We start from the raw sequence: 26,804 nt of genomic DNA on the forward strand, positions 1-26,804 counted from the left end.
CCGCTTGCGTAAGCTACCCTGAAGTTGGCTGTGGTTAATAAATAAAACTACAGTTCGGGGAGGAGAGAAACGTGCAAGACCTCAGTAGGGGCAACCCGAAAGGGCTGTGTTCAGGCCAATAATCTCTCTGGCTTTAGTCAGGGAGAGTCTACAGTCAGGGGTCTACTCTTGAGGAGACGAGAGCAGTGGTAAAGACTATTTTGGTAGCTTTGGATGGCTCGGAAATATCAGAACGAGTAATTCAGACTTTAGATGATTTGGTGCTGCCAACAGACACCAACGTGATTCTCTGCCATGTGTTTCCCACGTCAGAGTCAGAGATGGAACTACCCGCTGATCGCCCCCTTGCCGAGTCACCAACATTTTCTTATTTCCATATTGAAAAACAGCTGCAATCCTACCAGGAAAAATTGTCAGTCAACAGTGAATTAGAGCTTGTAACTGGCGATCCTGCTGACGAGATTATTCGTCTTGCCAATATATACTCGGCAGATTTAGTGATCATTGGGAGTCGCGGGTTAACTGGGATGAAGCGAATTGTCCAGGGTTCTGTTAGTAGCCAAGTGGTGGAAGAGGCTGATTGTTCAGTACTAGTGGTGAAACCAAGTAAGAATTAAAAATTGGCAACCCGCCTTGTCCGCTTGTGCGGGTTCAATCAAGCCTAGCTAGAGACGTGAAGAACATCACGCCTCTAAATCCGTTGGCTATCTCAATGTACTTGAGTTGCCAAAAACTGACGTAAGCTTAACAAACTCAGGGTTTGACCCAAATTCAGGGGCAGAATCGATATTCCTTCTAGGTGGGACTGCACCCAACCATCGCCCCAGTACCATTCGTGAAACCCGTCAATGCCGCCACTGAGTAGCAAGCGCAGGCAGTTAGTTTTTGCCACGGACACTTGATGATAAATCGGGACTGGCCCAGTCCATGTAGTAAACTGAAATCCTGGTTGCAGTTCTTCAGGCATTCCTGGGGCAAAGCGTTGCCCTAAGAGCCATTTTTCTAGTTGCACTGGACGCAGTACACTGTCGTGAATTGCATCGGCTGATGCTTCAATTTCGATTCGTAGTTGGCTTTGTTGAAAAGTACCCAGCATGTTTGGATAATTGCCTCAAGGGGAAAAATCATTGGTGAACCGTATTTCTAATATTGCAAATATAATTACTGGTGATCACCACGTCACTTTTCTACCATTCGAGAACTTAGAATAGAAAAGTGTACTTGTTAAGAAATGTAAGGTTATTCATGGCGGATCAGTTAATTCGTGCCACGGCGGCCGATAGTGGGATTCGTGCAGTAGGTGTGATCACCACACGCTTAACAGAAGAAGCACGGCAGCGTCACAAGCTTTCCTATGTGGCGACGGCAGCACTTGGTCGGTCTATGGCAGCCGGCTTGTTGATGGCTTCTAGTATGAAGCGAGTGGGGTCTAGGGTCAACGTCCGGGTGAAAGGCGACGGTCCTTTGGGTGGCATACTGGTAGATGCAGGGTTAGATGGCACAGTACGTGGCTATGTACAAAACCCATCTGTGGAACTGCCTCCCAATGCCAAAGGTAAGCTAGACGTTGGCGGTGCAGTAGGTAGCGGCTACCTCTACGTTGTCCGGGATATCGGTTACGGCTTTCCTTACTCTAGTACAGTTGAACTTGTTTCTGGTGAAATTGGCGATGACGTGGCTCATTACCTGGTGAATTCCGAACAAACACCTTCAGCTCTGGTTTTAGGTGTCTTCGTGGGGGCAGGTGGAGTCACATCTGCTGGAGGTTTACTGATACAAGTATTGCCCAAAGCTGCTAGAGATGAAGCTTTAGTTGCAACTCTAGAATCACGGGTAGCTGGTTTGGCGGGATTTACGCCTTTGTTGCAAGCTGGGAAGACTTTGACAGAAATCTTTGGTGATCTACTGGGAGATATGGGGCTGCATATATTTCCGGAACGCCAGATGCTACGCTTCCACTGTGGTTGCTCTTTTGACCGCGTGCTAGGGGCACTTAAGATCTTAGGAGAAGCGGAACTACAAGACATGATGATCAAAGATGATGGTGCTGAGGCAACTTGTGAATTTTGTAACAGTGTTTACCAGGCAAGTAGCGATGATCTAGCTCAACTAATTGTTGATTTGCAAGAGTCATCTTCAGTTTCAGGATAAAGTATAAAACAATACTAATTCTTGGAATTGTTAATGCTATCTGTGGGGATAGGTGAATATAGCGGCTTGATTGGGCAGTTAAGATATCTTAGCGGTTTTTTTGATTAGCTATGTATTTCTTAACTGTTTCCGAATTGTAGTATCTTAGATTTATCTTCCAAGAGGTTGAAGGATGCTAGTTTTAGAGGCTGAGTTAAAAGGTAGACTAAGTCAGTACAATGCTTTAAATGAAGCGATTTGGACTGCCTCGTTCATCTGCGACCAAGCCTTGAGATACTGGCAGGATCAGCAAGGTGTTAGTAATAACGTCCTGCAACAACTGTGTGCAATATTAGCTCAAGAGTTTACCTGGGCTGGGAAACTAAATTCAATGGCTCCTGGTGCTGATGCTGATAGAGCAGGTTTTGCAATCAAGGGTTTCCATAGCAACTGCCTAGCTAAAAAGCTACTAAATATTGGCTACCCACAATCAGAGAAAATGGGGTCATTCCGTCGAACACAAAAGTTATGGGTGGAAGCTTTCAGATGACAAAAAATATCTGATTTTCAAGCTTTGGGTTCAAGGCAGGAAAATTTAAGCTGATTGGTACTGGTAACTTAAGCTTTTATACCCCACAGCAAATCAAATCGGTTTCTGTCGCAGGCGACTGGCAAACTCTAAGGGTGGGGAAACTCCTGAGCATAAGTTGGCTGTTGAAAAGGAGAATCCCCATGATTGAATTTGTGGGAGCATCATTAAGGCAAAAATGGAATTATCGGTCGCCAACAGATCGCTATTCAATTATTTTGGTGTGAGAGATGACAGAGCGGGATACTCCAGACAGTTGGCCTCCAACCGGAGCAAGAGAGCCAGATCCAAATAAAAGATTATCCCGAACAGAACAATTCGGTGAAACTCAAGCATTTGGTGTCCCAGCTACTGGTTCTACCTCTAAGTCAGTAAAGCGGCGAAAAAAAACTAATCCCCTAAGTCCTGCGGACAGGCTACGCCAAAGCGAAGCGTCTCGTAGAGAAGGATTACCTATAAATAGTCATTCAGAAGAAAATTCCCAACTCAGTAAGATTACGGCGAAATTACCCCGCTGGATGAAAAGCTGGGTGTTGTGGTCAGTAATGCTAACGTTGATTCCCGGTAGCATAGGATTTCTGGCGATGGCTATGTTGCTGAAGCTGCCATCTGCCCCTAACTGCCCGGCGATTTTTTGGCCCTTGGCTAGTGCCTCGGTAAGGCTACACTGCGCTCAGTTGGCGGCTTCTAAGCAGACGGTGAACGACCTACTACAAGCGATCGCCCTGGTGAAGCAACTGCCATCAGATCATCCCCTGCGGGGAGAAATTGATCGCTTTTTAGAACAATGGTCACGGGATATTTTACAGCTAGCGGATCAGAGTTTTCAGTCGGGGGAATTAGAGGAAGCGATCGCTACTGCCCGCCTGATCCCAGAAGGAATGGCCAATGGTCAATTAGTAGATGAGCAAATCACCAAATGGCAGTCCATCTGGTCGAAGGCAGAAGGAATCTACCAAGAGGCCCGAAAAGAACTGGGGGAAAGGCACTGGCAATCGGCATTTATGCTGTCTGCCAGATTGCTACGGGTGGACAATAAATTTTGGTCGGGTACTAAGTACGATCAATTGAATCGCCTAATTGCCTCAGCGCGGGAAGATGGCGACAAGCTAGGCAAAGCCGAAAGTCTAGCTGACAGCGGCGTAGTCAATAATTTACTAGAAGCTATCAAGCTAGCTGAGTCGATTGGCCAGGAAAGTTCCCTTCATCAAAAAGCTCAGGAGTTGATTCCCGTATTTGGACGCAAGATGCTGGATTTGGCGCAGTCCAAGATGAAAAGGCGAGATGCGGATGCAGCGCTGGAGATTGCTAGACAAATTCCGGAAATTACGAAATTGCAGCCGGAAATCGATGACTTTATCGCTTTGAGTGAAGCCCAAAGAAGTGCTTGGATCGGCAGTATTTCTGGTTTAGAGGAAGCTATCTCCCAGGCACAACAAATTAATGCTTCTAGGGCAGTTTATGATCAGGCACAACAACTGATTGCCCGTTGGCAGTTGGAAATTGAAGCTGTTTCCCGCCTAGACAAAGCACGAACCTTGGCCAGCCTGGGAACAGTCAATGATTTAACAGCAGCGATCGCCGAAGCGCAGGTGATCCCTGCTAGTAACCCCCGCGCCTCAGAAGCTAGGCAAGATGTGGGGCGTTGGCGATCGCAAGTCGAGACAATCGAAGACCAGCCTTACTTGGATCGCGCTCAACAAATAGCCCTTTTAGAGGATGTTAACTCCTTGCAAGCGGCGATCGCCGAAGCTAGTCAAATCCGCAATGGTCGTGCGTTGTATCCAGAAGCAAAAAAACAAATTCGCACTTGGACGGGGAAGATTCAGCGCATTCAAGACCAACCCTACTTGGATCAAGCACGCGCACTGGCTGAGAGTGGTGATCTACCCGCTGCCATTAACACAGCCCAGCAACTGGCATCATCGGGACGGGCACTTTCTGGTGAGGCACAAGGGGCTATAGATGACTGGCAAAGACAAATTCGTGGTAAAGAAAACTGGAAGAAAGCGCGGGAAGTGGCACTTGCTGGCACGCCTCAAGCCTTAGTTGAGGCTATACAGTTGGCAGATCGGGTATCAGTACGTAGCATCTTACGTATGGATGTGAATATCGCCATTGACCAATGGAGTCAACAATTATTAGAATTAGCACGCTCTCAAAGTGAGTCTGATATCACCAAGGCTATTGAGATTGCTAAATCGATTCCCCGTGGTAATGCTACTTACAGAGAGGCTCAAGCGCAAATTCGGACTTGGCGGGAATTTCTCAATCCTCAGCCTGTACCTGAAGCTGCACCTGAACCTGAACCCCAAGAATCCCAGCCATCACCAACTAGCACCGAGCAGTAAGAAAAGAAAACACCATTCTCTAGATTTTACATCATCCTTGTAAGTAGGGGCACAGCAATGCTCATGAGTGTCAACTTAAGGTGAAACCCTTGTAATGGCGTTATATCAAACTTATTCAATTACCAACCAATCCAGAAGAACCCCACCCCGGTTTTGCTGACGCAAAACCTCCCCTCCCCCGCAACAAAAGTTTTTCCTTTCCCCTCTCCTAAGAGGAGAGGGCTAGGGAGAGGTGGGGAGGGGATGGAGGGGTGGGGTCTTTCCGTGTGTGGGACAACGGTTTGAGCTTAAGTTGACACCAATAAGCAATGCTGTGCCCCTATCCCGCGAGTCTACAAATATTCTCTAACCCAAGTGCGGAAAGCGCGAGTTGTGGCAATTTGTCCAATCTTTTTACTTTCTTCGATAAATCGGGGAATTTCTTTGATTGATATAGGTGCAAATGTGGGGCTGATTTGAGTTTCTGAATATTGCCCATTTGCGAGAGTGTAAATTCTTAATGTTGTTCCATTGAAGCGCCAAAATTCGGCAATTTCCATTGAAGCGTAAAGTTTCAGTTTGTCTATTTTAGGTCGGGAGTATTCTACTTCTAGTACTAGGTCTGGAGGTGGGTCAAATGCTAAATCAATACTTTCTTTTTCTCGGACTAATAACTCGTTTTGGATATAATAACTGCTGTCTGGTTCAGCACCTGATTCCAAGTCATCTCTTGTTAACGTTAGTGAACCAACCCGGTTAACTTCTAATCCTAACTCTTCACACAATACCCCAACGAAAACCTCAATTAGGCGGTTTGAGCTTTCGTGCGGCTTGAGAGGAGTCATAATTTCTATGGTTCCCTTGTCGTAAGCAATTCTGTTTGTGCGGTCTGAACCCATTTCAGCCAGCATGATTTTAAATGTCTGCCAGGTGATGTTTTCAAGTAAAACTCTGGTTTCTCCGGGTGTTGCTGTCGTTACCATAGTTTATTTTTTTCACAGTTGGTAAATCGTGAAACTGAATATCATGATTATTTTCTTTTTCTAAATCTAATAATATCTTGGCTACATCTTCGGCAATCTCTATAGCTTCCTGTACTGTTTTACCTTCGGCAACTAAACCCTGAAAATCATCACTGGTTGCCACAAAATATTCTTGCCCATCTTCAATAATTTTTTCAACTTTGAGTCTAATTAGTGTTTGCATTTACTTAACCTTTTTAGCCAAAATCAATGTGAATGATTTTTCAAGTCTGCTACTACCGATTTTATAAAAACGTCCCCCTACAGAATCAATTTTGAGACTCAATTTGCCTAACTACCGTCAACGCCGAATAACTCACCCCAGCAGTTCCTTCACCTGGATGGGTAGAATCACCGACTAACCACAGATGATTGATGGGTGTACGATTGGCAAAACCAAAGGGGCCAAAAGTGGGAATTCTTTGACCAATACCGCCGACAATACCGCGATCGCGTCCGGTAAAATGGGCAAAGGTGCGGGGTGTCGCTGCTTCTACATGAATTATCGTTTCTGGTTTCAGGTAAAAGTATTGCCCCAAGCGGGAAATTGCCTCTTGAGTGTATTTTTGTTTTAATCCTTCATAATCCTGATTACCCCACCAAGGCGTAGCATCGACAAATGAAGAAGCAATAATTGTCGCTTTTCCAGATGGCGCGCGACCATCTCCATCATGGCTGACGGAAACAAATAGGGAATTATTCTCGCCAATTGGTCCATTGACATCGTACAAAAATTGCAGGTGGGGTGGACAATTAGGGGGAATAGCACTGGCGTCTACACCCAAATAGACGACAAAGGCCCCCGATGCTGGGGGTAGTTTTTCTACACGCTGTTGATATCCAGATGGGGATTTTTCACCCAACAACTGCACCAAGTTTTGAACCGTGACATTAGCTACCACATGGTCGGCTGCTTCTGTCCAGACTTCGCCAGTTTGCTGATTTTTAATCACCACAGCAGTAGCTTGGCCATTTTCGACTTTGATATTTTCGACGGTGTGGCGCATCAACAACTTACCACCGTCTCGTTTCAAAGCTTGAACTAGGCGATCGCTTAAAACCTGCATACTACCCTGGAGGTGAAACAAGCCTTGGGGCAGTTGGGATACACTCAACGCCGTTGCAGCATAGAGTAAAGCTGTTTCTTCGGCACTGACTTGGGAATACAGCTTCAGTTGCAAATCTAAAAATGTCCGCAATCGGCGATCGCTTCCCAATCCACATAACCGTAAAGCATCACCCACAGTCATCAAGGTGAAAGGCGCAGTAATCAATGTACTAGGGCGCACAGCTTGAATTAGCTGCCACAAATCCCACAAATTACGCGGTGGTAACACCGGATCGCGTCCTTGAAATTCCCAACTAGCATCAAATAAAGTCGCCAGCAACTGCCAAAAGGGTTCACTACCAGGAAACTGTCTTTGGCGTTCTTCGCGCCATTTATCTGGATCACGCCAAACATTAATCGGTGTCACCTCACCAGGGAGATACACTGCACAAGCAGGATCACAAGGTGTTGCTTCTGGTAATGCGATCGCCAATTCTGAGAAAATCCGGTGGTGAATTCCCCCCGGTTCCAACCCCGCAACCTGAGTTGCGCCCACATCAAAGGTAAATCCTTGGCGTTTAAAGGTAGATGCACAGCCCCCTGGCACTAAAGCTTGGTCGAGAATTAAGACGCTGTAACCTCTATGGGCTAATAATGCCCCAGCAGTTAGTCCACCAATGCCCGCACCAATAACGACAACACGGGATTTATTTCTGTCAACAGAATGATTTGACATTGACACTTATTTTTATAATTCTTAATATTGCTACTCATAATTTTACAAGAAAATTAACATTTAAACGAGTTCTCAACACAGTTCAGATCAGATATCCCGCCTTTTTATCCCCTTAAAAAGGAGGTAAAAGAGGGTCATTTGCCAGCCATAAAAGAGAACTTTGGGATCAAACCCAATAGTTGGTAGCCAACCAAGCGCCCAGTCCTGAACCAATCCAGCCTAATAAACCCATCAAAATAAACGTCATGATCGCCCTACCAGTTGCCGCGCCGATCGCCCCTGCCGGAGGTGGGCCCGTTTGACGATCATCTAGCCAGATTATTAACCCATAGAAATAAGCTCCAGCGATTGCCATCAGCACAAACCCAACTATCGCACCTACCGGAATCAAAAGCAGACTCCAGGTAAACCCAAAGCGAGCAAAAGCACCCCAGAGAAGGAGCAGAGTTGGACTAATCAGCACCATCAAAAGCAACAAAAATGGAAGCATGATCAAAATGGGTTTTCCAAATAAATTGAGATTCAAGCAGTGCGTTAGGATTTGGGAAAAATACTTCCTTCCGGCATTATCCTTAGCTACAAGCCCAAACAAACGCAAACTGATCTTTGTGCGTTTTGCAAAGAGTAGTCAAATAGACTCTATAAAAACGTTAACCCCAATCTCCGCCATAGATAAGATAAGAAAGTAACATAGCTCTTCACTCACCACTTATGACCTCAACCCTGGTAAATTTTCCTCGCCTTAACAATCCAAAGCTGCACCAGTTGCCCAATGGTTTAACAATCATTGCCGAGCAAATGCCGGTAGAAGCAGTTAACCTCAGCTTGTGGGCGAAAGTTGGCTCGGCTGTAGAGTCGGATGCGATTAACGGTATGGCTCACTTTTTAGAGCACATGATTTTTAAAGGAACACAACGACTAGCCAGCGGCGAGTTTGAGCGGCGAATTGAAGAGCGGGGTGCGGTGACTAATGCCGCTACTAGCCAAGATTATACTCATTACTATATAACGACTGCCCCCAAGGATTTTGCCGTACTGGCCCCACTGCAAATAGACGTAGTATTTAATGCTGCTATTCCTGATGATGCATTTGAGCGAGAACGCTTGGTAGTGCTAGAAGAAATTAAGCGTTCAGAAGATAATCCTCAGCGCCGCACCTTTCGCCGGGCGATGGAGATGGCTTTTGATTCTCTACCTTATCGCCGTCCGGTGTTGGGGCCTGAAGGAGTGATTTCCCAAGTTAAACCCCAGCAAATGAGGGATTTTCACACTACTTGGTATCAACCCCAGTCGATTACTGCGGTGGTTGTGGGTAATTTGCCTGCAGAAGAATTAGTGGAAATTGTGGCTGAGGGTTTTACGGCTTCTAGGGGTAGGGAAACTCCGTTGGTTGGGGAAAATCCGTTGGTTGGGGTTCATCCTCCTGAAGCAGCATTTACAGAAATTGTCCGTCAGGATTTTGTTGATGAAAGTCTCCAGCAAGCACGGTTGGTGATGGTTTGGCGGGTTCCAGGGTTGATGCAGCTAAGTCAAACTTATGCACTGGATGTTTTGGCAGGAATTTTGGGACATGGACGAACATCCAGACTGGTGCAGGATTTGCGGGAAGAAAGGGGACTGGTGCGGGGAATTTCTGTGAGCAATATGAGTAATCAGCTGCAAGGGGCGTTTTATATTTCAGCTAAATGTGATGTAGAAAATTTACCAGAAGTGGAAAAGGCGATCGCGCAACACCTCCGTGCGCTACAAACATCCATGGTAAAAGAATCCGAAATTGCCCGTGTACGGCGGCGTGTAGCGAACAAATTTATTTTTGGTAATGAAACGCCAAGCGATCGCGCCGGGTTATATGGTTACTATCAATCTATGGTGGGAGATTTAGAACCAGCTTTTAACTACCCAGATTATATTCGCGCCCAAGATGCACCTGAATTAATGCAAGCCGCACAACAGTATCTTTCCCCAGATGCCTATGGTGTAGTTGTCATCAAGCCGGTTTAGTCATTAGTCATTAGTCATTAGTCATTAGTCATTAGTCATTAGTCATTAGTCATTAGTCATTAGTCATTAGTCATTAGTCATTGGTCATTGGTAATCTATGGTAAGGGTGGGAAACTGGTTACTAACTGACCACTGACAAAGTTATGATTTGGACAGAAATTGATGAACATATTAGCCGGGTGACTGGCGAAAAATTTCACTCGTCACAAAGGAGATCGATGAGTGGCGGATGCATTAACCAAGGTTATGCTGTTAGCGATCGCCAATTGACTTACTTTGTCAAGCTTAACCAAGCATCCCTAGTGGGGATGTTTGAGGCGGAAGCGCTGGGGTTACAGCAAATGTTTGACACCGCTACTATCCGCGTCCCCAAGCCGCTGTGCTGGGGTACTGCTGGGGATTCTAGCTATATTGTGCTGGAATGGCTAGAAATGGGAGGAGGTAATCCCAAATCTTGGCAAGAAATGGGACGCAAGTTAGCGGCGATGCATCAAGCCACAACGGGCCAAGGTTTTGGTTGGGAAATTAATAATACGATTGGTTCTACACCCCAAATCAATACCTGGACGGCTGATTGGGGAGAATTTTATATTAAACACCGCCTGGGTGATCAATTTCAGTTAGCAAGACGGCGAGGGGGTAGTTTTCCCCAACAAGAAAAGTTATTAGCGATAATTCCCCAATTATTGGCAGATTATCAAGTGTCACCTTCCTTAGTACACGGGGATTTGTGGGGTGGGAATGCTGGGTGTACTGCGTCGGGGGAACCGGTGATTTTTGATCCGGCGACTTATTTTGGCGATCGCGAAGTTGATATCGCCATGACAGAACTTTTTGGTGGTTTTCCAGCCGCATTTTATCAAGGTTATAACGAGGTATTTCCTTTAGATGCTGGCTATGAGACAAGGAAAACACTTTATAACCTTTATCACATTTTGAATCATTTCAATTTGTTTGGCGGCGGTTATGCTTCCCAGGCAAATCGGATGATTGAGCAGATTTTAAGATGAACTCCACCCCACAAACGCTAACTCATAGTTTCTATATCGTACAACTGACAGAGGGTGAGGATTTTTTGCTGGAGGAGCGATCGCACATTTTCAGGTGAGACTATCACGCATTCGTCCCCATAGCGCAGCACTTCTCGAATCAACCAGAAGGGATTTGATACATTTCTCACGACTTGGCGCACCTCTCCCATAACTTCGTTGCTGATGTCGTTGGGTTTTGCTTCGTAGGCTTTAATCAGACCTTTGTAAAAGTGTAAGTACACTTTTAGGGAATCTAGCCCTTCCTGCCGCCATTGTCCGTTTACTGGGACAGCACCTTTGATTTTATCCAGACGCAAACAGCGATTGTGTATGAGTTCTGGAAAGACAGTATTGGCAATATCTTCAGTTTCGTCGCACCAAATATTTAAGTAAAAACGCTTCTCTTCAAAAGCAATTTCGGCGTAACGCACTGTAAAAGACAGGTCTCCCACTTGAGGATTCGCATAGAGTAGATGAAATGGTTGTTGATTTTTGCAGAATTGGTCTGCAAGAAGGCGCCATGCTTCCGTAGGTTGGCTAACTTGCTGGAGTAGTAATTGACGCATAGGAGGCTCAAGTTTGCCTCGTTCTAACAACAGACTAGAGATAGTTTGCGCTTGTTCAATAAAACCAGAGTCTTTCAGGAGTCCTATGGCTTGCTGGAGTGCGGCTACCTGGGGTGAATTGAGGGTGAAAGGTTCACCGACTTCAAACTCTTGTTGCGCGATCGCTACCAGTAATCCAGACACACTGGGGGATTTACCCCAGAAGATACGCAATTTTCGGGCGATTTCCTCCAGTTGTTCTTTTGTTCCAGAGGGAATTGAAAGTGTAATTGTCTCTTTTTTCCTAGACATCAAATAAATGTAATTACAGTCTTGACATTTAGTGGAATTTACAGTTATTGTATCTGTATTAGAGATACATAGCTGAAAAAGACGCAATAAATATTTGTAATTGCTAATCTGGTACTTACAAGCCAGATTAAAGATAGTTTCTTGAGATACGCAAAACTGCAACCATTAGTTGCAGAAATTGAAGTGAGTTATTAAGGGTATGTCAGAAAATTACAGTATTCATCTCAAACCTATTTATTCTCAAACTGTCCCCACACCTGACGGGGTGAAATTACCTAATAATTGGTTGCTTTCTTGGCATCAAGCCGCAACTTTAGAAGCATTGCGTGATCCAAATATTGATGTCGTGTTCAACACTGCAATGACGGGTGATGGTAAAAGCTTGGCTGCTTATTTGTCAGCAATGATAAATCGAACTTACACTTTAGCAATGTATCCAACAAATGAACTAGCACGAGATCAAGAAAAACAGGTTCAAGGATACAAAGATATATTTCAACCCAAGTATGAACCGCAAATCAATAGATTAACTGCGGCTATTTTGGAGAAATATATAGATTCTCGAAAGCTACCTTCCAAACTAGAAGCAATAGAAAGTTTTTCTTCTCAGTATGAAATTCTGCTAACAAACCCTGATATTTTCCATTACCTTCATAACTTTTATTACTTGAGAGGAAAAATAGATAACCCAGACAGGTTATTTAGACGTATAGATCAAAAGTACAAATTATTTCTTTATGACGAATTTCATGTTTTCTCATCTCCGCAAATAGCCAGCGTCATCAATACAATACTTTTAATTAAACATACTGGTGATCCTCATAAAAAATTCCTGTTTCTTTCTGCTACACCTAATGAATTGTTAAAAACTTATTTAGAAAAAGCTCAACTTAGATATAAAGAAATTAATCCGGGTTCTGTTGGGGCTTATAAATTTTCATTTGATTCTTCAAACAATGATTGGCGGCAGATTAGTCAACCTATTAAATTGTGCTTTCCTCAAGGAATTGAGCCTAATCTAAGTTCTAGCTACAAATGGATAGAAGAAAACGCCGAGAAAGTGATTTTCAGGTTTTTTCAAGACTATCCAAATAGCAAAGGTGCAATTATTCTTAATTCAATTGCAGCAGTTAAAAAGCTAATACCCAAGTTAAAGGCTATCTTTGAACCACGATGGCAAGTTAGAGAGAATACTGGTTTAACAGGAGAAACTGAAAAATCTCAATCAGTTGCTGAAGCAGATTTACTGTTGGGTACATCTACAATTGATGTCGGTGTTGACTTTCGGATTAATTTCTTAGTTTTTGAAGCTGCTGATGCGGGAAATTTTATTCAACGCTTTGGTAGGCTTGGCAGACATCAAGGTTTTGCAACTTATCACGCTTATGCTTTGATACCTAATTTTCTTGTCGCAAGACTATTTGAGGATAAATCACGTCCTTTGCATGATACTGAAACTTATGATCGCATTCAGTTTAATGATGCTATTAATCAATTTTGGTCAGGTAAAAATCAGTTTGAGCGCTATCCTCAGAGATGGGGTGGTATACAGTCAGCTTATATCTATTCAAAGCTGCAAGGAAATCATCATATCAAAGAGAAATATCCAGAAGTAGCTCAGAAATTTGGTACTAGCGTTCAAAATGCTTTGGGAATTAGTATGAAACAAATGAATGCACAGTTTTATCGCTGTCAAAATGAAGGTAAAACAAAAATTATTGATGAGGCTAGGAGTTTTAGAGGAAGTAGTCAGTTAGATTGTGCAATTTATGACTTAACTAATCCAGATGAGCCAGAAGCAGAAAGATTTAAAATGTATAATCTTCCTGGCATTCTCAGTAACTTTATTTTCGAGCTATGGGATAAAAATAGCTTTATCGCAAAAGCTGAGAAAACTGGAGTAATTACTACTCGCTTTGATAAAGCTTTGTGTTATTTAAAATTACGAGATTATCGAGAAGTGCGGGAAGATTGGCACTTCTATTATCCAGGGAATTTGAGAGAATTGGCTAAATCTAGCAAAGTGCAAGTTCTCAACGATTTAGAGATTTGTCAAAGACACGGTTACGGTATCAACCAAATTAGTGATGCTGTGAGTAGACGTAAACTAGTGTGCTTTATTTCTGATCGCGATCGCAACTATTTACGAGCTACTTTAGGTTTACCCATCCACTTCCAAGCTTACGCGATTACCAACGAACCAGAGGACAGAAGGCCGTCTTACACCATCGCTTTCGGACAGGATGCCTTGCTGTTAGAAACTCTAACCTGGCATTGGAAGCCAAAGGATGATGAAGGATGGATCTGTTGAAGTTGCTGTAAACGCTTACAGTCGCCAATATAAGCTAAAGGAGGATACAAGATGGATTGGGTAAAAAACTTGAGGAGAAAGAAGTTAGCCCGAAATCAGAAGGCAATAGAGTTTCAATCCCTAAGAGGTATTTTTTTAAGCATAAATGCCTATGCAGTACTACACTGCGTTTCTTTCTCCTTATATATAGGTTACACGATGTTGTTCTCATTAGAGCAAATCCTGAAATTTTAGTAACGTCTATATAGCCTTTTGATTAAAAAACTTGCATAAAGAACTTGCATTTCGATGGGGTAAGTGCCAAGATGTAACAACACACCTCATGAAGTGAAGTATTTTTATGCACATTCATCTCAACGATGATGATATCTCTCAGATGCCAGAAAGCTTACTCCATCAGATTTTAGACTGCCTGAAGACTAAAAATTCTCGGTTTGATGCTGGTGTGAGTAAGCGTGGAATAGCCGTTAGAGACAAACTGAGGCGGAAAGATATCCACAAAAGAAGTCGTCACCATATCAATAGTCTTGAGATTTCTGCTAATGGTTGGGAGTTTGATCGCTATAACCTCACCGGATGGGCCATTACACGACAAAGATAAACAGTGGTTTAGCTAATGGTTGGGAGTATGTCGAGGTTAAAAAGAACAACGAATGGATTTGTTTAGATAAATTACGCGAAATCTGGAGAAAACCAATGACTAAAGATAATTTGCTTTCTCGAATTTCTATCGACCCAAATATTTGTTTTGGTAAACCTTGCATTCGCGGACATCGTATTTGGGTATCACTAATTCTTGACCTCTTGGCTGGGGGAGAAACAATTGAGGCAATTTTAGAAGAATATTCTGGTTTGGAAAAAGACGATATTTTCGCTTGTATTGCTTATGCTGCTGAAATGACAAGAGATTCTTACGTAGAAATTCCGATTGCGACTCATAAGGAAGCCAGCTAGTGAATATCAAACTTGATGAAAATTTGGGTAATCTACGGGTTGGTACTTGGTTACGCCTAGCAGGACATGATGTAGCAACAGTTAAAGAACAAGGTTTAACTTCAGCACCAGATACAGAAGTTATTGATGTTTGTCGCCGTGAAAATAGATGCTTAATTACCTCAGATAGAGGGTTTGGAAACCGCCTGAAATACAATCCCTCTGAATATGCAGGAATTGTAGTTATTCGTTTACCATCTCATTCTAATTTTGAATATTGGCGTGAGGCTATAGACACATTAATTCTGGGTTTAGAACAAGCAGATGTAACGGGTAAGTTGTGGATTGTCCAAAAAGGCAAAATTCAGGAATATCAACCAATTCAAAAAAATGAAGAGGATTTATGACAGAATTTGATGATGATTTACCAGAGCAAGTCCCAGATTTTGACTCAGCAAAAGATGAAGATGAAGAATCACCTGTCAAACGAGAACTTCTGACTATTCGATTATTCAAAGAAGCTGTAAAAAAGGCAAAAGGCAATGAGGGAGATTATATCTTAGAAATCTTTGCAGAAAGAGTATTGCCTAACCTTATTCAGCAATTAGCGGGAGCAACTGCAAAGGGTGGAAAATTCTTTGAAGTAACTGTAGAACTCATTAATGCCAAAAGAGCAAAGGAAGATAAAAAACCACTTCGTAGAGACAATGCTGGCGACCAATCTATACTTGCTCATTTGCTTAATGGTCTATTTCCCAGTTATCGAATTTTGAAAAAATTACAAGCAGAAGGAATAGATACTAACCCAGTTAAACGTAATTGTGAAAACTTACAATCTTCTATATTTATAGTTTCTTACTTGTTGCATGACTATGAAAAATTCCCTGACTATCAAGTTTGGTTAATTGCTAATGATAACGAGGGAAAATTTGTCAATCGTAACTGGGAGGAACAACCAGGAAAAAAAGAAGATGCTCCTAATCTTGGACGTGGTTACATTACCAAAAAGATTTTGGATTTCGGATTATACTACTTGCTAGATGAAAACTGGAAAGAACTCATTGATGATATTATTGAAATTAGCAGCAATGCTGGTGTTAAAAACGATGCTGATTTAGGTTTGATTACTCGTGGATTAAAACCCTTGGATGATGAAAGGCTAGATAGCAGAGTTAGACAGGTTTTAATTGACTTAGTTTCGCTATCTGATTTATTTGCTTCAGTCATCAAACATCCGCGAGATGTCGAAAATGGTCGCTTACCTACATTACTTGCAAGATTAAGTAATCATCAACTAAAACTTACCTATCATTCCCTTTCAGAAAATCGCGGTATTCTCTCCAACATTTTCAATAATGCTGTAATTGAAGTACATCCTGAAGAGTTTTATACACCATTATTATATTTGCCTGATGGTGTTGTCTACCTAGCTACTGTTGATGCTCCTCCGATTATAACTGACGGGATTCCCGAAAGAGTTATCGCCAAAATTAAATACCTGTGTGCAGAGAAACTTAAGGAAAGACAAACAGGTTTTAATCGTAGTGGTAAAGGGTTGAAGTTTGCTGATTATTACTGGCTATTTTTTGATGTAGTTGAATTAATGCAAGTTAGCATTGATGCTACTTCCCGACTACTTCCCGACTCAAAAATTGCTTCTGTTGGTAAGCGAGGAGAAAGTTTGCAGAGTTATCAAGAACAAGGCGAATTACCTGCAAATTTAACTTTCCAGTTTGCTAATGAAATTCGTATTGACCGCTTGGCAGAGTTTGGTGATATTTTATGCCGAGGAATTTGGGATAGTTGGTATGAAAAGGTTAATGACTGGCAGAAACAATTACCAAAAAATAAGAGAAAAACTATTACTGATTTGGAATTGACACAAAAGTTAGCTGCATATTTAGAATTATCTGAAGAAATTCCAGCTATCAGACAAATTCAAGCTTTAAAAAAAACAGGTGGTGTACCTCTTGATTGGTATTATTTAGCAGCACAATATTTTCGTAAACATCCAGGGTTAGACTTTGCTCAAATCCTAGAAGTAATGAAAGGCATGGTAAATCATACTGCAAGTTTAATTAGACCAATTTTAGCAGAATTTCAAGATATGCCTGACGGCTGGGATGACTTAAAAACTTATGTTAGTCGAGTTATTTCACTACCAACAGGTGCAGTTATAGAACCAAAACCCGATTCCTTTTTAGTTGAATTGCAACGCTATAATGCTGCCAAAATAACGGGTAGAGGACGAGAAAATGTTTGTGCAATTTCTAGTTCTTCCTATACTGTAACTGAGCAGATGGAATCAGCAACTTTATTTGCTCCTCAAGTTTACAGCAACCGTCAGATTTTGTTTAATGCTCAAGCTGCTAAACGGCAAATTTGCTCAATTTGGTCAATTGAAATTATGTTAAGACAAATTTTGATGAACCAAACAAATGCTGTAGGAGCAGACTTTGAAGGACGAAAATATCGCTATCTCTACATTTATCCAACTTATTTCTTCACACCAGAAACCAATAAATTTTTGCAAACTGCTTACAATCAATTTTCCCGAACTCGGTTTGATGCGGAAATGCGTAAGCATTTTATCACCGAAAAGCAAGTTGCAAACTTTCAGATAGAAAGCTATCAAAAAGTTGATGAATTGCTAATTAAAGAAAATTTGAAACCAGAGGATGATCGGACTTTCAAGATTAGCTTTCCAGAGAAAGAAACCCTGACGTTTTTCTTTTTAGGTTTACCACCAGGAAGAGAACCTACAGACACAGAATCTTGGGTAACACCAGCTTGGTTAGCGTTAGCATTACCGCTTGTGCTAGATGTGAAGGTAGTCGCATCAGAATCACCTGTACCACCATTTATTAGTGGTGCTGACTTTGAACAAACGGTTTTAATAGATGGAGAACATCAAGCAATTCGTTCTTTGATTCAACAAGATAACTATCGTCTAGATTCTATCTTACCAAGAGATTCTGAAAAGCGTGAATTTTCACCTTTAAATGCTCTCACTGCTGCTTACTCTATTCACTTAGAAGTTAACCGAAAAAAGGATGGTGATCCAGATTGGGGAAAATTAGCAGACTTAGCACGGGATTTAGAAACAACTCCTCTTTATGTCTTTCATTACTTGAATAAATGGCTACGTAAGCAAGACAAAATAGAGTCTGTAGCTATAGCCAAAATTCGCCTCTACTTAGATTTTTACCACTACTTTGAACCAGGAGGACAAGCTGTGAATCAACTACGTAAGTTAACAGAACTCTATCGGCGTTTTTATCGCTCAAAGAGTCAATATGCCAAAGCTAATGCAATTTTAAAACCAATTGATGAGGCTGCTGATGTAATTTTGAAAATTGATAAAGCTATTGCTAATGACATTGATTCTTTAACAGATATCGTAGCTGCTCGTTTGGCAAAGCTAATGAACAATGTGCGACGCAAAGCGGCTGAAGGAAAACCCACACTTGCTTTAATTGATGGTAAGTGGAAACCTGCTTTGACTTCAGAAGAAGAACGCCAAGCAGTATATGAATTTTCTAGGTACTTTGTGAAGGATATTTTTGAAGGAAGTTTTAAGAGTGATCGCGCACGTTTAGCAGGTACTCAACTTAATCTAATTCGAGACACTTGTGAATACCTCTACCGTTTAGCAGATGATGAAGAACGTAAAGCACGCCCACAAGTTGAGCCTGATGAAATTCCTGAATTAGAAATTGAGGTATCAGTCTAACTCGTTCATTTTTTCTAACAATCATAAATCGGAGTAATCAAATCATGAATTTTTTGAAAACACTCAATTCTAAGTTTTTCCATGACGTAATCCCTGCTAAACCAATGGGAAAATATGCTCATTTCATTACTATTCGCGTTACCGAGTCTTATCCCTTATTTCAGACAGATGGTGAACTCAATAAAGCTAGAGTGCGTGCTGGAGTTGAAAATAAAGAACCTATTAGCCGATTGGCAATGTTTAAGCGCAAGCAGTCAACACCAGAACGTTTAACAGGTAGAGAATTACTGCGTAACTACAAAATTGGTGACTGGGAAAAATGCGACTACAATGTAGATTTTAGCAAAACTACGCCTGATTGTATTCTCTATGGTTTTGCTATTGGTGATTCCGGTTCTGAGAAATCTAAAGTAGTTGTAGATACTGCTTATTCCATCACAGCCTTTGATGATTCTCACCTCAACTTTACCCTCAATGCACCTTTTGAAAATGGAACTATGAGCCGTCAAGGGGAAGTAACAAGTCGCATTAATAGTCAAGATCATATTTTACCTCAAGTCTTTTTCCCCAGCATTGTTACGCTGAAAGATCCAACTGAAGCTGGATTTCTCTATGTTTTCAATAATATTTTGAGAACCCGTCATTATGGAGCGCAAACCACCCGTACTGGTAGAGTTCGTAATGAGTTAATTGGGGTTATTTTCGCTGATGGTGAGATTACGAGTAACTTGCTTTGGACACAAAAAATATATGACTTAATGGATGAGAAAAAACAAATAAATGCTCCTGATCCTCTGAATGAAGATGAGGTTTTAGAGGCTGGTACACAAGCAATTAATGCACTTATGTCTCAAGAGTGCATTTCTCATACTGATTTTGTTGGATCATCATTCACACAGCTTTTGAGTGAAGTTAAATCTATCACGAGTGATGAAACTAGATTACAAGAACTGTTAACTCAAGCCAATGCTGAGTCATCTGTTTATGCTCAAACATGGGTTCTTAAGTCTGGTAAAAAAGACTCAAAGAAAGATACTAAAAGTAATAAAAAAAGCACTGTTGCAACGGAGTGAATGAGATGGCTATTATCTATCGCTGTCAATTAGAACTGCACGATAGTCTCTATTTTGCCACTCGTGAAATCGGGCGCTTATATGAAACAGAGCCGATAATTCATAATTATGCGCTTTGTTATGCACTGGGTTTAGTTGATAGCAAAATTTACTCAACTACTGTTGTTGAAGAAGATGCCTATCGCTATTTTTGCTCGGAGCAAGTGCCAAAATATGAGCAGCATTTAACGCCGTTAAATGAACAGGGAATTTACCTGACTCCAGCGCGGGCAATTAGCCATTCTGCGGTTCTCAATACTTGGAAGTATGCTAACAATAACTACCATGTTGAAATGGAGAAGACGCAGAAAAATATCCCTAGTTTTGGCAGGGCAAAAGAAATTGCACCGGAAAGTAAATTTGAGTTTTTTCTTATTGCTCAAAAGCAACTCAAATTGCCAAAATGGATTCGCTTGGGTAAATGGATGAGTAAGGCTGAGTTAATGGTTGAAGCATTACCTAAACCTAAAATTCATGAAGGCTTATTTACCTGCACACATCCTTTAAATCCTTTGGATGTGATGTTCAGTAATCAAGTGATTAGCTATGATGTGGTGAATATGCCTCCTGTTAGTTTGATTCAAAATGTGCAAATGCGGGGACAATATTACCAATTTGATGGTAGTAAAGAGTTAAAAATTCCGGTGCGGATGGAATATCGTTTTGGGAGTTAATGAATTTCTAAAGCCTAAATCAATGCTTTTTCATGGGAAATTGTAATGTTGGGTTATGCCTCCGGCTCCCGTTAGGGATACGTCCCTCAACCCAACCTACATCTTGGACAGGCGAGACGCCTGTCCTACGGGAAATTTGGAATAAATACTCACAGCTATCGTGAAAAACTATCAACAACAAATTAATGCTTTCCCCAATAGTTACCTGAATGATTTGTGGGGAGAAATCCATGCTTCACCTTACTTTTCTATTAATAATCTCAACCGCGATTTTGTGAATACTAAGGGGTTTTCTGTGGTGTTTCAGCGTGATGGTTTAGCAGAAGTTGAACAAAAGTTTCCCTTTTTTAAGCCTTATCTAGATTTGGCTCTCCAGCCGAATTGTAATGCTTTTTACCTTAATCCTTTGCTGCTGAAGGAAGGCTCTCGTGTTGATCCGCACATTGATCGCTCTTTGCGTTCTTATTGCAAAACAATTGAACCGCCTGCTGTTGTGAGTGTGCTTTATGTAAGGGTTCCGGGGGATATGGAGGGGGGAGAATTGGTGCTAAAGTCGCACAAACGCCAACTTGGACAAGTTAAACCGCTAACTAATACCCTGCTTTACTTTCAGGGTGATTTGACTCATTCTGTGAATGCGGTGAAAACTCCGGGAAATCGCTTAAGTCTGGTTTGTGAGCAGTATAATTTAAGTGAGGCGGAACTTCAGGAAATTCCGAAGTTTACACTGGAGTCAAGAAGCTCTCAGTCTACAAATAAGAAGAAAAAGTATGCCTCATAGCTTAGTTTTAAATCTGCTTCCTCAGTCGCTGATTCCACCACACTTTCTTACTGGTAGACATCTGCATGCCTTGTTTTTAACTCTTGTCAGTTCTGTAGATAAAACATTAGGCGATCGCTTACACGATTCTACCGCAGATAAAGCCTTCACCCTCTCCCCCCTGCAAACTATCAAGACAAACCCGCCTAGGGTAGGGCTTCTGGGCGATAGAGGGCGTTCTCAATTGCAATTCTCACACCAACAACCCATCGATGGGGGAACGCCTTGTTGGTGGCGGATTTCTTTATTAGATGACACTCTCTTTAGCCAACTTACCCAACTGTGGCTAAATCTCAACCCCCAGCAACCTTGGCATCTGGGCCCGGCTAATTTATTTATTACCAGTATTCAAGGCACACCCCAATCTACTCAACCATGGGCAAATGCTGTCTCCTATGCTCAATTGTATGAGCAAGCTAGCGAAACTGAGCGCAGTATTAACTTTACTTTTTCTACACCTGCTGCTTTCCGTCAAGGAAAATTTGATACTACTCTCCCGACTAGAGAATGTGTGTTTAATTCTCTACTTTCTCGATGGAATAAATATAGCAATAGCGAATTTACTCAGATTGCTATTGAGTCAGTTTTTCCCTCTTTTATCAATATTCATACAGAAGTTATAGCTGATTCTCGCAGTAAGTTTATTGGGGTTGTGGGTGAAGTTCATTATCGGCTTTTAGGGGAGGTTGAACCAATTCAAATTAAGCAAATAAATGCTTTGGCTGATTTTGCTTTGTATGCGGGAATTGGGCGGAAAACAACGATGGGCATGGGGATGGTGCGGCGGTTGAATTATTAGAATATCGGGCGAATGAATTTGCATTAATTAAATACCGGGCGAATCGAATTCGCATCTACACAAACAAATCGATTAAATACCGGGCGAATCGAATTCGCGTCTACACGAACAAAGCATTAATTAAATACCGGGCGAATCGAATTCGCGTCTACACAAACAAAGTCCACCTTCGTGGACTAAGAGAATAAAGCTCGCCTTAAAGACTCATGTGGTGTTCACCAAATGAGCTGAATCAAAAGACCTCTCCCTGGTTTTGCTACGCAAAACCGTCCCTCTCCGAGTCGGAGAGGGACAGACTTGAACTTTAGTTAAAGTCAGGGAGAGGTTCATCGAACTCACGTTTAAAAGGGAAGCCAGTCGAAGAGCGTATTTTTCCCCCGTTGTGCGAACTTGGGTTGGCGGGATTTTTGTCGATAAATTAGCAATAATTCACAATTAATTAGCATTTATGAATGATATCGAATACATTCCTATTGCGGCATTGAATCAATATGCCTATTGTCCGCATCGCTGTTGGCGGATGATTTGTGCGGGTGAGTTTAGCGATAATCAATACACAATTGAAGGGACAAGTTTACATGAACGAGTTCATACGGTGGGTGAGGGAAATCGGGATGATGTTTGGCAAGTTCGGGCAATTTGGCTGAAGTCTGAAGAATACAAACTTATTGGTAAATCAGATTTGATTGAGGTGGAATCTGGTGAATTTTACCCTGTGGAATATAAGCGGGGACATAAGGGTGAATGGGATAATGATGAGTTGCAAGTTTGCGCCCAAGCTTTATGTTTGGAAGAGATGACGGGAAAAACTGTTACTACTGGTTATATCTATTATGCCCAATCTCATCAACGTCAATTAGTGGAGATTTCGGCGGAGTTGCGGCAAAGCGCGATCGCCACAATTGAATCTGTCACTAGCCTTTTAACCACTGGAATCATGCCAAAACCTTTTTACAGCAGGCGTTGTCAAGGATGCAGCCTTAAATCTCATTGTCTGCCCAAAGCAGTTGAAAAAATCCAGCACTACCAAGAAGCTAATTAAGGGGTGAAATCATGAGTACAGTTTACGTGATCGAAAACGACGCATTTATCGGCAAGGTTGATGAACGTCTGACGGTGAAGGCTGAGAAAAAAACTATTTTGGATGTACCTTTAATTAAAATTAACGGTATTGTCGTTTTAGGTCGGGCGACTGTTTCACCGGCGGTAATTACGGAACTCTTAAAAAACCAGATTTGTTTAACTTTTCTGACAGAAAATGGCAAATATTTAGGGCGTTTAGAACCGGAAGTGACAAAAAATCTTTTCATTCGTAAGGCACAATGGGAAGCGGCGGGAGAATCACCCCAAGCGATACATTTAGTTAGGGGTTTTGTGCGGGGAAAGTTGAAAAATTACCGCCAGGTTTTACTTCGCGCCCAACGAGAATATGCTCATCTTAACTTGAGTTCTCAGATTACTCGGTTGGAAAATGCGATCGCACCCATTAACCAGACTAACAAAATAAATTCGCTCCGAGGGCTAGAAGGGGCGGGGAGTGCAGCTTATTTTGGTTGCTTTGACAAGTTGATAAAGACTTCAGAGTTTGAATTTTCCACGAGAAACCGCCGTCCACCGACTGACCCTGTTAACGCTTTATTGAGTTTTGGCTATTCTTTGCTGCGTCACGATGTCCAAAGTGCTGTAAATATTGTGGGTTTTGACCCATATCTCGGATACTTGCACGTTGAGAGATATGGTAGACCTTCTTTAGCGTTGGATGTGATGGAAGAGTTTCGCCCGTTGGTGGTGGATGGGATGGTGTTGTCGCTGATCAATAAGCGATCGCTAATTCCAGATCATTTTATCACTGAACCCCTGAGCGGTGCTGTGAATTTAACCAAGGAAGGACTGCGGATTTTTCTCACGGCTTACCAGCAAAAGAAGCAGTCGAGTTTCAAGCATCCGGTTATGGGAACGAAATGCACTTACCAAGAAGCTTTTGAAATTCAGGCGAGGTTTTTGGGTAAATATCTCATGGGTGAAGTTGATAAATATCCGCCTTTGGTTTTGAAGTAATTCGTCGTCTTTCGGTTTAGCGAAAAACCTCACCCTGTCCTAACGGACATCCCTCTCCAACGCATAGAGAGGGACAGGTTTTGCCACCCTGTCCTAACGGACATCCCTCTCCGAGAATAATTCGTGAACGCCCAGGATAGGAGGGGGTTTTGCCGCCCTGTCCCAACAGACATCCCTCTCCTTCACAAGGAGAGGGACAGGTTTTGCGATAGCAAAACCAGGGTGAGGTTTTATCTGTTCCACAAACCATCTATATATATATGTATATTGTTGTGAGTTACGATATTTCTGAAGATAAGCGCCGGACTAAGATTCATTCGGTTCTCAAGTCTTATGGACAGTGGATGCAGTATTCTGTGTTTGAGTGCGATTTGACGCCTACCCAATATGCGAAAATGCGATCGCGTTTAGCTAAACTAATTAAACCGGATACTGACAGCGTTCGCTTTTACTTTCTCTGCGCCTGTTGTCAGGGAAAAATCGAACGCATTGGCGGCGAACAACCACGGGACGAAACTATCTTTTTTGCAGAGTCCCCTTCTAGCTAGGGTTTCGGACGTTTTTTGCGCGGATGGGTGGGTGTAGAAATTTGATGGCGAAAAAAAATGCTTGTATCCCAACCCCAGCAAGGTTTTCCAGCCTTTTTCACTTAAGATCGATCCGCGCAAACTCTGAAAAGCTTACATCACAAGGGTTTCAGCGTTTTTATTTTACTCCCTCTTTTCAAATCGATGGCTGGAATGGTATATTGATGATCGATCCGCGCAACTGCACCTTGAAAACTAAATATGGTAAGGCTTCCAGACCCCAGCGGTTGCAATTCATCTAAATCCCTATTAGGGATTGAAACGGTAACCGAGAAACCAGCTTTCTTTAATTTAGCTTGTTGCAATTCATCTAAATCCCTATTAGGGATTGAAACGAAAAATCCAGCAAAGCCAAGCATGGAGACTGGAGTTGCAATTCATCTAAATCCCTATTAGGGATTGAAACTGATGTAATTAGCCATTTAGTTAACAATATGCCTGGTTGCAATTCATCTAAATCCCTATTAGGGATTGAAACTGTATCTCAATAAAGCTTCCCGCCAACCAAACCAGTTGCAATTCATCTAAATCCCTATTAGGGATTGAAACCAATCAGCATCAATTATGAGACTGATGAAGACGAGTTGCAATTCATCTAAATCCCTATTAGGGATTGAAACAATGGTAACAGTGCTATTGATAACCGCTTAAACCGGTTGCAATTCATCTAAATCCCTATTAGGGATTGAAACTCTAGGCGTAAGTGACAAACAACGGGATTTTATCGTTGCAATTCATCTAAATCCCTATTAGGGATTGAAACTTAGGATTCCCAGGATCTGCTTCGATTATAAGATTGTTGCAATTCATCTAAATCCCTATTAGGGATTGAAACGCAACGCGCCTAGCGATGCGGCAGACTGCATTGTTCTTTGTTGCAATTCATCTAAATCCCTATTAGGGATTGAAACGTGGCAATTGGAGAGATACAACGGATTTGGGCATCGCGTTGCAATTCATCTAAATCCCTATTAGGGATTGAAACTTTGCAGTATTCTTCAATGACAACCCTAACTTGTTGCAATTCATCTAAATCCCTATTAGGGATTGAAACCACAGACTTGTTCTATGCCAACAAGAAAGCAGATATGTTGCAATTCATCTAAATCCCTATTAGGGATTGAAACGTGGCTAAGAACAACCCTAGCAAGTTAGGTGAGCCGTTGCAATTCATCTAAATCCCTATTAGGGATTGAAACTTAAACTCTACTCTTCCAGCCTATGAAAATGATTTAGTTGCAATTCATCTAAATCCCTATTAGGGATTGAAACCTGAATAAATAACAACTAAGGAGACATCCCAATGGGTTGCAATTCATCTAAATCCCTATTAGGGATTGAAACTCTTCATTTAAAGTAGCAAGATTATTTTTGATGCAATCGTTGCAATTCATCTAAATCCCTATTAGGGATTGAAACTCAGAATTATTTTCAGCCCAGCTAGTAAAAACTGGTTGCAATTCATCTAAATCCCTATTAGGGATTGAAACCTTGCAGTTAAACGCGACTACAGCGCCTGGGGGAAGTTGCAATTCATCTAAATCCCTATTAGGGATTGAAACCTCTTACTCTAGCAGACCTAGACATTACAGAAGGAGAAGGGTTGCAATTCATCTAAATCCCTATTAGGGATTGAAACGCGTATGAAATTGCTAGATCACTGGACGAAGCAGAAAGTGTTGCAATTCATCTAAATCCCTATTAGGGATTGAAACTTGCCAGTGGAGCCAAGGCAGCAGACACAGGTTGCAATTCATCTAAATCCCTATTAGGGATTGAAACTATGACGTACCCGTGGAGGTTGATTTACAAATGTGCGAGTTGCAATTCATCTAAATCCCTATTAGGGATTGAAACCTTTCCATAGAAGCGCGATCGCCATCTGCAAACCCGTTGCAATTCATCTAAATCCCTATTAGGGATTGAAACGCAACTGATTTTTTGATAGTGCTAAAAGTTCTTTTCAAGGTTGCAATTCATCTAAATCCCTATTAGGGATTGAAACTAGACGAAACCCAGGATATAAAAAGGAT

24 protein-coding genes and 1 CRISPR repeat array (1 of these 25 running past the window's edge) are annotated in these 26,804 nt (G+C 41.9%); of the genes, 18 read left to right on the forward strand and 6 right to left on the reverse strand.

The features are described 5' to 3' along the window. Positions 1-185: 185 nt before the first annotated feature. Positions 186-617 (forward strand): universal stress protein, encoded by a 432-nt coding sequence (locus tag CYLST_RS24940; RefSeq protein ID WP_015210518.1) that lies wholly within the window; start codon positions 186-188, stop codon positions 615-617. Between the two features lie 92 nt (positions 618-709). On the opposite strand, the gene CYLST_RS24945 is transcribed toward CYLST_RS24940, so the two are convergent. Further along, the gene (locus CYLST_RS24945) at positions 710-1,096 is read right to left on the reverse strand and encodes a hypothetical protein (protein WP_015210519.1); all 387 of its coding nucleotides are present in this window, start codon (positions 1,094-1,096) and stop codon (positions 710-712) included. Positions 1,097-1,245: 149 nt separating this feature from the next. On the opposite strand from CYLST_RS24945, the gene hslO reads away from it, so the two are divergent. The 3 genes from hslO to CYLST_RS24960 all read left to right on the forward strand — a co-directional run bounded on the left by hslO (position 1,246) and on the right by CYLST_RS24960 (position 5,070). Then, positions 1,246-2,151 (forward strand): Hsp33 family molecular chaperone HslO, encoded by a 906-nt coding sequence (gene hslO, locus CYLST_RS24950; protein ID WP_015210520.1) that lies wholly within the window; start codon positions 1,246-1,248, stop codon positions 2,149-2,151. 172 nt (positions 2,152-2,323) lie between these two features. Further along, positions 2,324-2,680, forward strand: coding sequence for a transposase (locus CYLST_RS24955; protein WP_051056153.1), 357 nt, complete (start codon positions 2,324-2,326; stop codon positions 2,678-2,680). A 269-nt stretch (positions 2,681-2,949) separates the two neighbouring features. Then, entirely contained in the window at positions 2,950-5,070 is a 2,121-nt protein-coding gene (locus tag CYLST_RS24960) for a coiled-coil domain-containing protein (RefSeq protein WP_015210521.1), read from the forward strand. 332 nt (positions 5,071-5,402) lie between these two features. Here the strand turns inward: CYLST_RS24960 and CYLST_RS24965 are convergent, their stop codons facing one another. From CYLST_RS24965 to CYLST_RS24980, 4 genes are all read right to left on the reverse strand, one after another. Further along, positions 5,403-6,032 (reverse strand): Uma2 family endonuclease, encoded by a 630-nt coding sequence (locus CYLST_RS24965; protein ID WP_015210522.1) that lies wholly within the window; start codon positions 6,030-6,032, stop codon positions 5,403-5,405. Then, positions 5,989-6,255 carry a type II toxin-antitoxin system HicB family antitoxin gene (locus CYLST_RS24970; RefSeq protein ID WP_015210523.1) on the reverse strand — a complete coding sequence of 89 codons (267 nt, stop codon included), beginning with the start codon at positions 6,253-6,255 and terminating at the stop codon, positions 5,989-5,991. The genes CYLST_RS24965 and CYLST_RS24970 overlap by 44 nt, the downstream gene beginning before the upstream one ends. An 85-nt stretch (positions 6,256-6,340) precedes the next feature. Then, positions 6,341-7,855 (reverse strand): C-3',4' desaturase CrtD, encoded by a 1,515-nt coding sequence (gene crtD / locus CYLST_RS24975; RefSeq protein WP_015210524.1) that lies wholly within the window; start codon positions 7,853-7,855, stop codon positions 6,341-6,343. Between the two features lie 166 nt (positions 7,856-8,021). Further along, complete coding sequence (locus CYLST_RS24980; protein ID WP_041233257.1) at positions 8,022-8,345, reverse strand: hypothetical protein; 324 nt, start codon at positions 8,343-8,345, stop codon at positions 8,022-8,024. A gap of 221 nt (positions 8,346-8,566) precedes the next feature. Here CYLST_RS24980 and CYLST_RS24990 point away from each other — a divergent pair, with 221 nt between their 5' ends. Together CYLST_RS24990 and CYLST_RS24995 are read left to right on the forward strand one after the other, a co-directional pair. Continuing rightward, entirely contained in the window at positions 8,567-9,856 is a 1,290-nt protein-coding gene (locus CYLST_RS24990) for a M16 family metallopeptidase (RefSeq protein ID WP_015210526.1), read from the forward strand. 146 nt (positions 9,857-10,002) lie between these two features. Next, positions 10,003-10,866 (forward strand): fructosamine kinase family protein, encoded by an 864-nt coding sequence (locus CYLST_RS24995; RefSeq protein ID WP_041233884.1) that lies wholly within the window; start codon positions 10,003-10,005, stop codon positions 10,864-10,866. A gap of 17 nt (positions 10,867-10,883) precedes the next feature. Here the strand turns inward: CYLST_RS24995 and CYLST_RS25000 are convergent, their stop codons facing one another. Then, positions 10,884-11,744 (reverse strand): WCX domain-containing protein, encoded by an 861-nt coding sequence (locus CYLST_RS25000; protein ID WP_015210528.1) that lies wholly within the window; start codon positions 11,742-11,744, stop codon positions 10,884-10,886. Between the two features lie 199 nt (positions 11,745-11,943). On the opposite strand from CYLST_RS25000, the gene cas3 reads away from it, so the two are divergent. The 12 genes from cas3 to cas2 all read left to right on the forward strand — a co-directional run bounded on the left by cas3 (position 11,944) and on the right by cas2 (position 24,732). Next, positions 11,944-14,055 (forward strand): type I-D CRISPR-associated helicase Cas3', encoded by a 2,112-nt coding sequence (gene cas3, locus CYLST_RS25005; RefSeq protein ID WP_015210529.1) that lies wholly within the window; start codon positions 11,944-11,946, stop codon positions 14,053-14,055. A gap of 340 nt (positions 14,056-14,395) precedes the next feature. After that, entirely contained in the window at positions 14,396-14,656 is a 261-nt protein-coding gene (locus CYLST_RS25010; protein WP_015210531.1) for a hypothetical protein, read from the forward strand. 95 nt (positions 14,657-14,751) lie between these two features. Beyond that, complete coding sequence (locus tag CYLST_RS25015; RefSeq protein WP_015210532.1) at positions 14,752-15,009, forward strand: DUF433 domain-containing protein; 258 nt, start codon at positions 14,752-14,754, stop codon at positions 15,007-15,009. Next, the gene (locus CYLST_RS25020) at positions 15,009-15,395 is read left to right on the forward strand and encodes a DUF5615 family PIN-like protein (RefSeq protein WP_015210533.1); all 387 of its coding nucleotides are present in this window, start codon (positions 15,009-15,011) and stop codon (positions 15,393-15,395) included. Before CYLST_RS25015 ends, CYLST_RS25020 begins: the two co-directional genes overlap by 1 nt. After that, on the forward strand, positions 15,392-18,721 hold the full coding sequence (gene cas10d / locus CYLST_RS25025) for a type I-D CRISPR-associated protein Cas10d/Csc3 (protein ID WP_015210534.1): 3,330 nt from the start codon (positions 15,392-15,394) through the stop codon (positions 18,719-18,721). The genes CYLST_RS25020 and cas10d overlap by 4 nt, the downstream gene beginning before the upstream one ends. A 44-nt stretch (positions 18,722-18,765) precedes the next feature. Beyond that, positions 18,766-19,794 (forward strand): type I-D CRISPR-associated protein Cas7/Csc2, encoded by a 1,029-nt coding sequence (gene cas7d / locus CYLST_RS25030; RefSeq protein ID WP_015210535.1) that lies wholly within the window; start codon positions 18,766-18,768, stop codon positions 19,792-19,794. Between the two features lie 5 nt (positions 19,795-19,799). After that, positions 19,800-20,507: a type I-D CRISPR-associated protein Cas5/Csc1 gene (gene cas5d, locus CYLST_RS25035; protein ID WP_015210536.1), complete on the forward strand. Its 708-nt coding sequence runs from the start codon at positions 19,800-19,802 to the stop codon at positions 20,505-20,507. Between the two features lie 160 nt (positions 20,508-20,667). Continuing rightward, positions 20,668-21,288 carry a 2OG-Fe(II) oxygenase gene (locus tag CYLST_RS25040; protein ID WP_015210537.1) on the forward strand — a complete coding sequence of 207 codons (621 nt, stop codon included), beginning with the start codon at positions 20,668-20,670 and terminating at the stop codon, positions 21,286-21,288. Then, the gene (gene cas6, locus CYLST_RS25045; protein ID WP_015210538.1) at positions 21,278-22,126 is read left to right on the forward strand and encodes a CRISPR-associated endoribonuclease Cas6; all 849 of its coding nucleotides are present in this window, start codon (positions 21,278-21,280) and stop codon (positions 22,124-22,126) included. The genes CYLST_RS25040 and cas6 overlap by 11 nt, the downstream gene beginning before the upstream one ends. 448 nt (positions 22,127-22,574) lie before the next feature. Then, positions 22,575-23,168: a CRISPR-associated protein Cas4 gene (cas4, locus tag CYLST_RS25050; RefSeq protein WP_015210539.1), complete on the forward strand. Its 594-nt coding sequence runs from the start codon at positions 22,575-22,577 to the stop codon at positions 23,166-23,168. Positions 23,169-23,179: 11 nt separating this feature from the next. Further along, positions 23,180-24,184, forward strand: a complete 1,005-nt coding sequence (gene cas1d, locus CYLST_RS25055; RefSeq protein ID WP_015210540.1) for a type I-D CRISPR-associated endonuclease Cas1d — start codon at positions 23,180-23,182, stop codon at positions 24,182-24,184. Between the two features lie 260 nt (positions 24,185-24,444). Beyond that, on the forward strand, positions 24,445-24,732 hold the full coding sequence (gene cas2 / locus CYLST_RS25060) for a CRISPR-associated endonuclease Cas2 (RefSeq protein WP_015210542.1): 288 nt from the start codon (positions 24,445-24,447) through the stop codon (positions 24,730-24,732). Between the two features lie 265 nt (positions 24,733-24,997). Continuing rightward, a CRISPR array of direct repeats spans positions 24,998-26,804; the repeat unit is 37 nt; unit sequence GTTGCAATTCATCTAAATCCCTATTAGGGATTGAAAC; it runs 260 nt beyond the window's last position.

It is taken from the genome of Cylindrospermum stagnale PCC 7417 (assembly GCF_000317535.1).
Taxonomy (GTDB): domain Bacteria; phylum Cyanobacteriota; class Cyanobacteriia; order Cyanobacteriales; family Nostocaceae; genus Cylindrospermum; species Cylindrospermum stagnale.

Coding starts and splice junctions, on each gene's coding strand:
- CYLST_RS24945 (WP_015210519.1), bottom strand. CDS start 1,096: ATGCTGGGTACTTTTCAACAAAGCCAACTACGAATCGAAATTGAAGCA.
- hslO (WP_015210520.1), top strand. CDS start 1,246: ATGGCGGATCAGTTAATTCGTGCCACGGCGGCCGATAGTGGGATTCGT.
- CYLST_RS24955 (WP_051056153.1), top strand. CDS start 2,324: ATGCTAGTTTTAGAGGCTGAGTTAAAAGGTAGACTAAGTCAGTACAAT.
- CYLST_RS24960 (WP_015210521.1), top strand. CDS start 2,950: ATGACAGAGCGGGATACTCCAGACAGTTGGCCTCCAACCGGAGCAAGA.
- CYLST_RS24965 (WP_015210522.1), bottom strand. CDS start 6,032: ATGGTAACGACAGCAACACCCGGAGAAACCAGAGTTTTACTTGAAAAC.
- CYLST_RS24970 (WP_015210523.1), bottom strand. CDS start 6,255: ATGCAAACACTAATTAGACTCAAAGTTGAAAAAATTATTGAAGATGGG.
- crtD (WP_015210524.1), bottom strand. CDS start 7,855: ATGTCAAATCATTCTGTTGACAGAAATAAATCCCGTGTTGTCGTTATT.
- CYLST_RS24980 (WP_041233257.1), bottom strand. CDS start 8,345: ATGCTTCCATTTTTGTTGCTTTTGATGGTGCTGATTAGTCCAACTCTG.
- CYLST_RS24990 (WP_015210526.1), top strand. CDS start 8,567: ATGACCTCAACCCTGGTAAATTTTCCTCGCCTTAACAATCCAAAGCTG.
- CYLST_RS25000 (WP_015210528.1), bottom strand. CDS start 11,744: ATGTCTAGGAAAAAAGAGACAATTACACTTTCAATTCCCTCTGGAACA.
- cas3 (WP_015210529.1), top strand. CDS start 11,944: ATGTCAGAAAATTACAGTATTCATCTCAAACCTATTTATTCTCAAACT.
- CYLST_RS25010 (WP_015210531.1), top strand. CDS start 14,396: ATGCACATTCATCTCAACGATGATGATATCTCTCAGATGCCAGAAAGC.
- CYLST_RS25015 (WP_015210532.1), top strand. CDS start 14,752: ATGACTAAAGATAATTTGCTTTCTCGAATTTCTATCGACCCAAATATT.
- cas10d (WP_015210534.1), top strand. CDS start 15,392: ATGACAGAATTTGATGATGATTTACCAGAGCAAGTCCCAGATTTTGAC.
- cas7d (WP_015210535.1), top strand. CDS start 18,766: ATGAATTTTTTGAAAACACTCAATTCTAAGTTTTTCCATGACGTAATC.
- cas5d (WP_015210536.1), top strand. CDS start 19,800: ATGGCTATTATCTATCGCTGTCAATTAGAACTGCACGATAGTCTCTAT.
- cas6 (WP_015210538.1), top strand. CDS start 21,278: ATGCCTCATAGCTTAGTTTTAAATCTGCTTCCTCAGTCGCTGATTCCA.
- cas4 (WP_015210539.1), top strand. CDS start 22,575: ATGAATGATATCGAATACATTCCTATTGCGGCATTGAATCAATATGCC.
- cas1d (WP_015210540.1), top strand. CDS start 23,180: ATGAGTACAGTTTACGTGATCGAAAACGACGCATTTATCGGCAAGGTT.
- cas2 (WP_015210542.1), top strand. CDS start 24,445: ATGTATATTGTTGTGAGTTACGATATTTCTGAAGATAAGCGCCGGACT.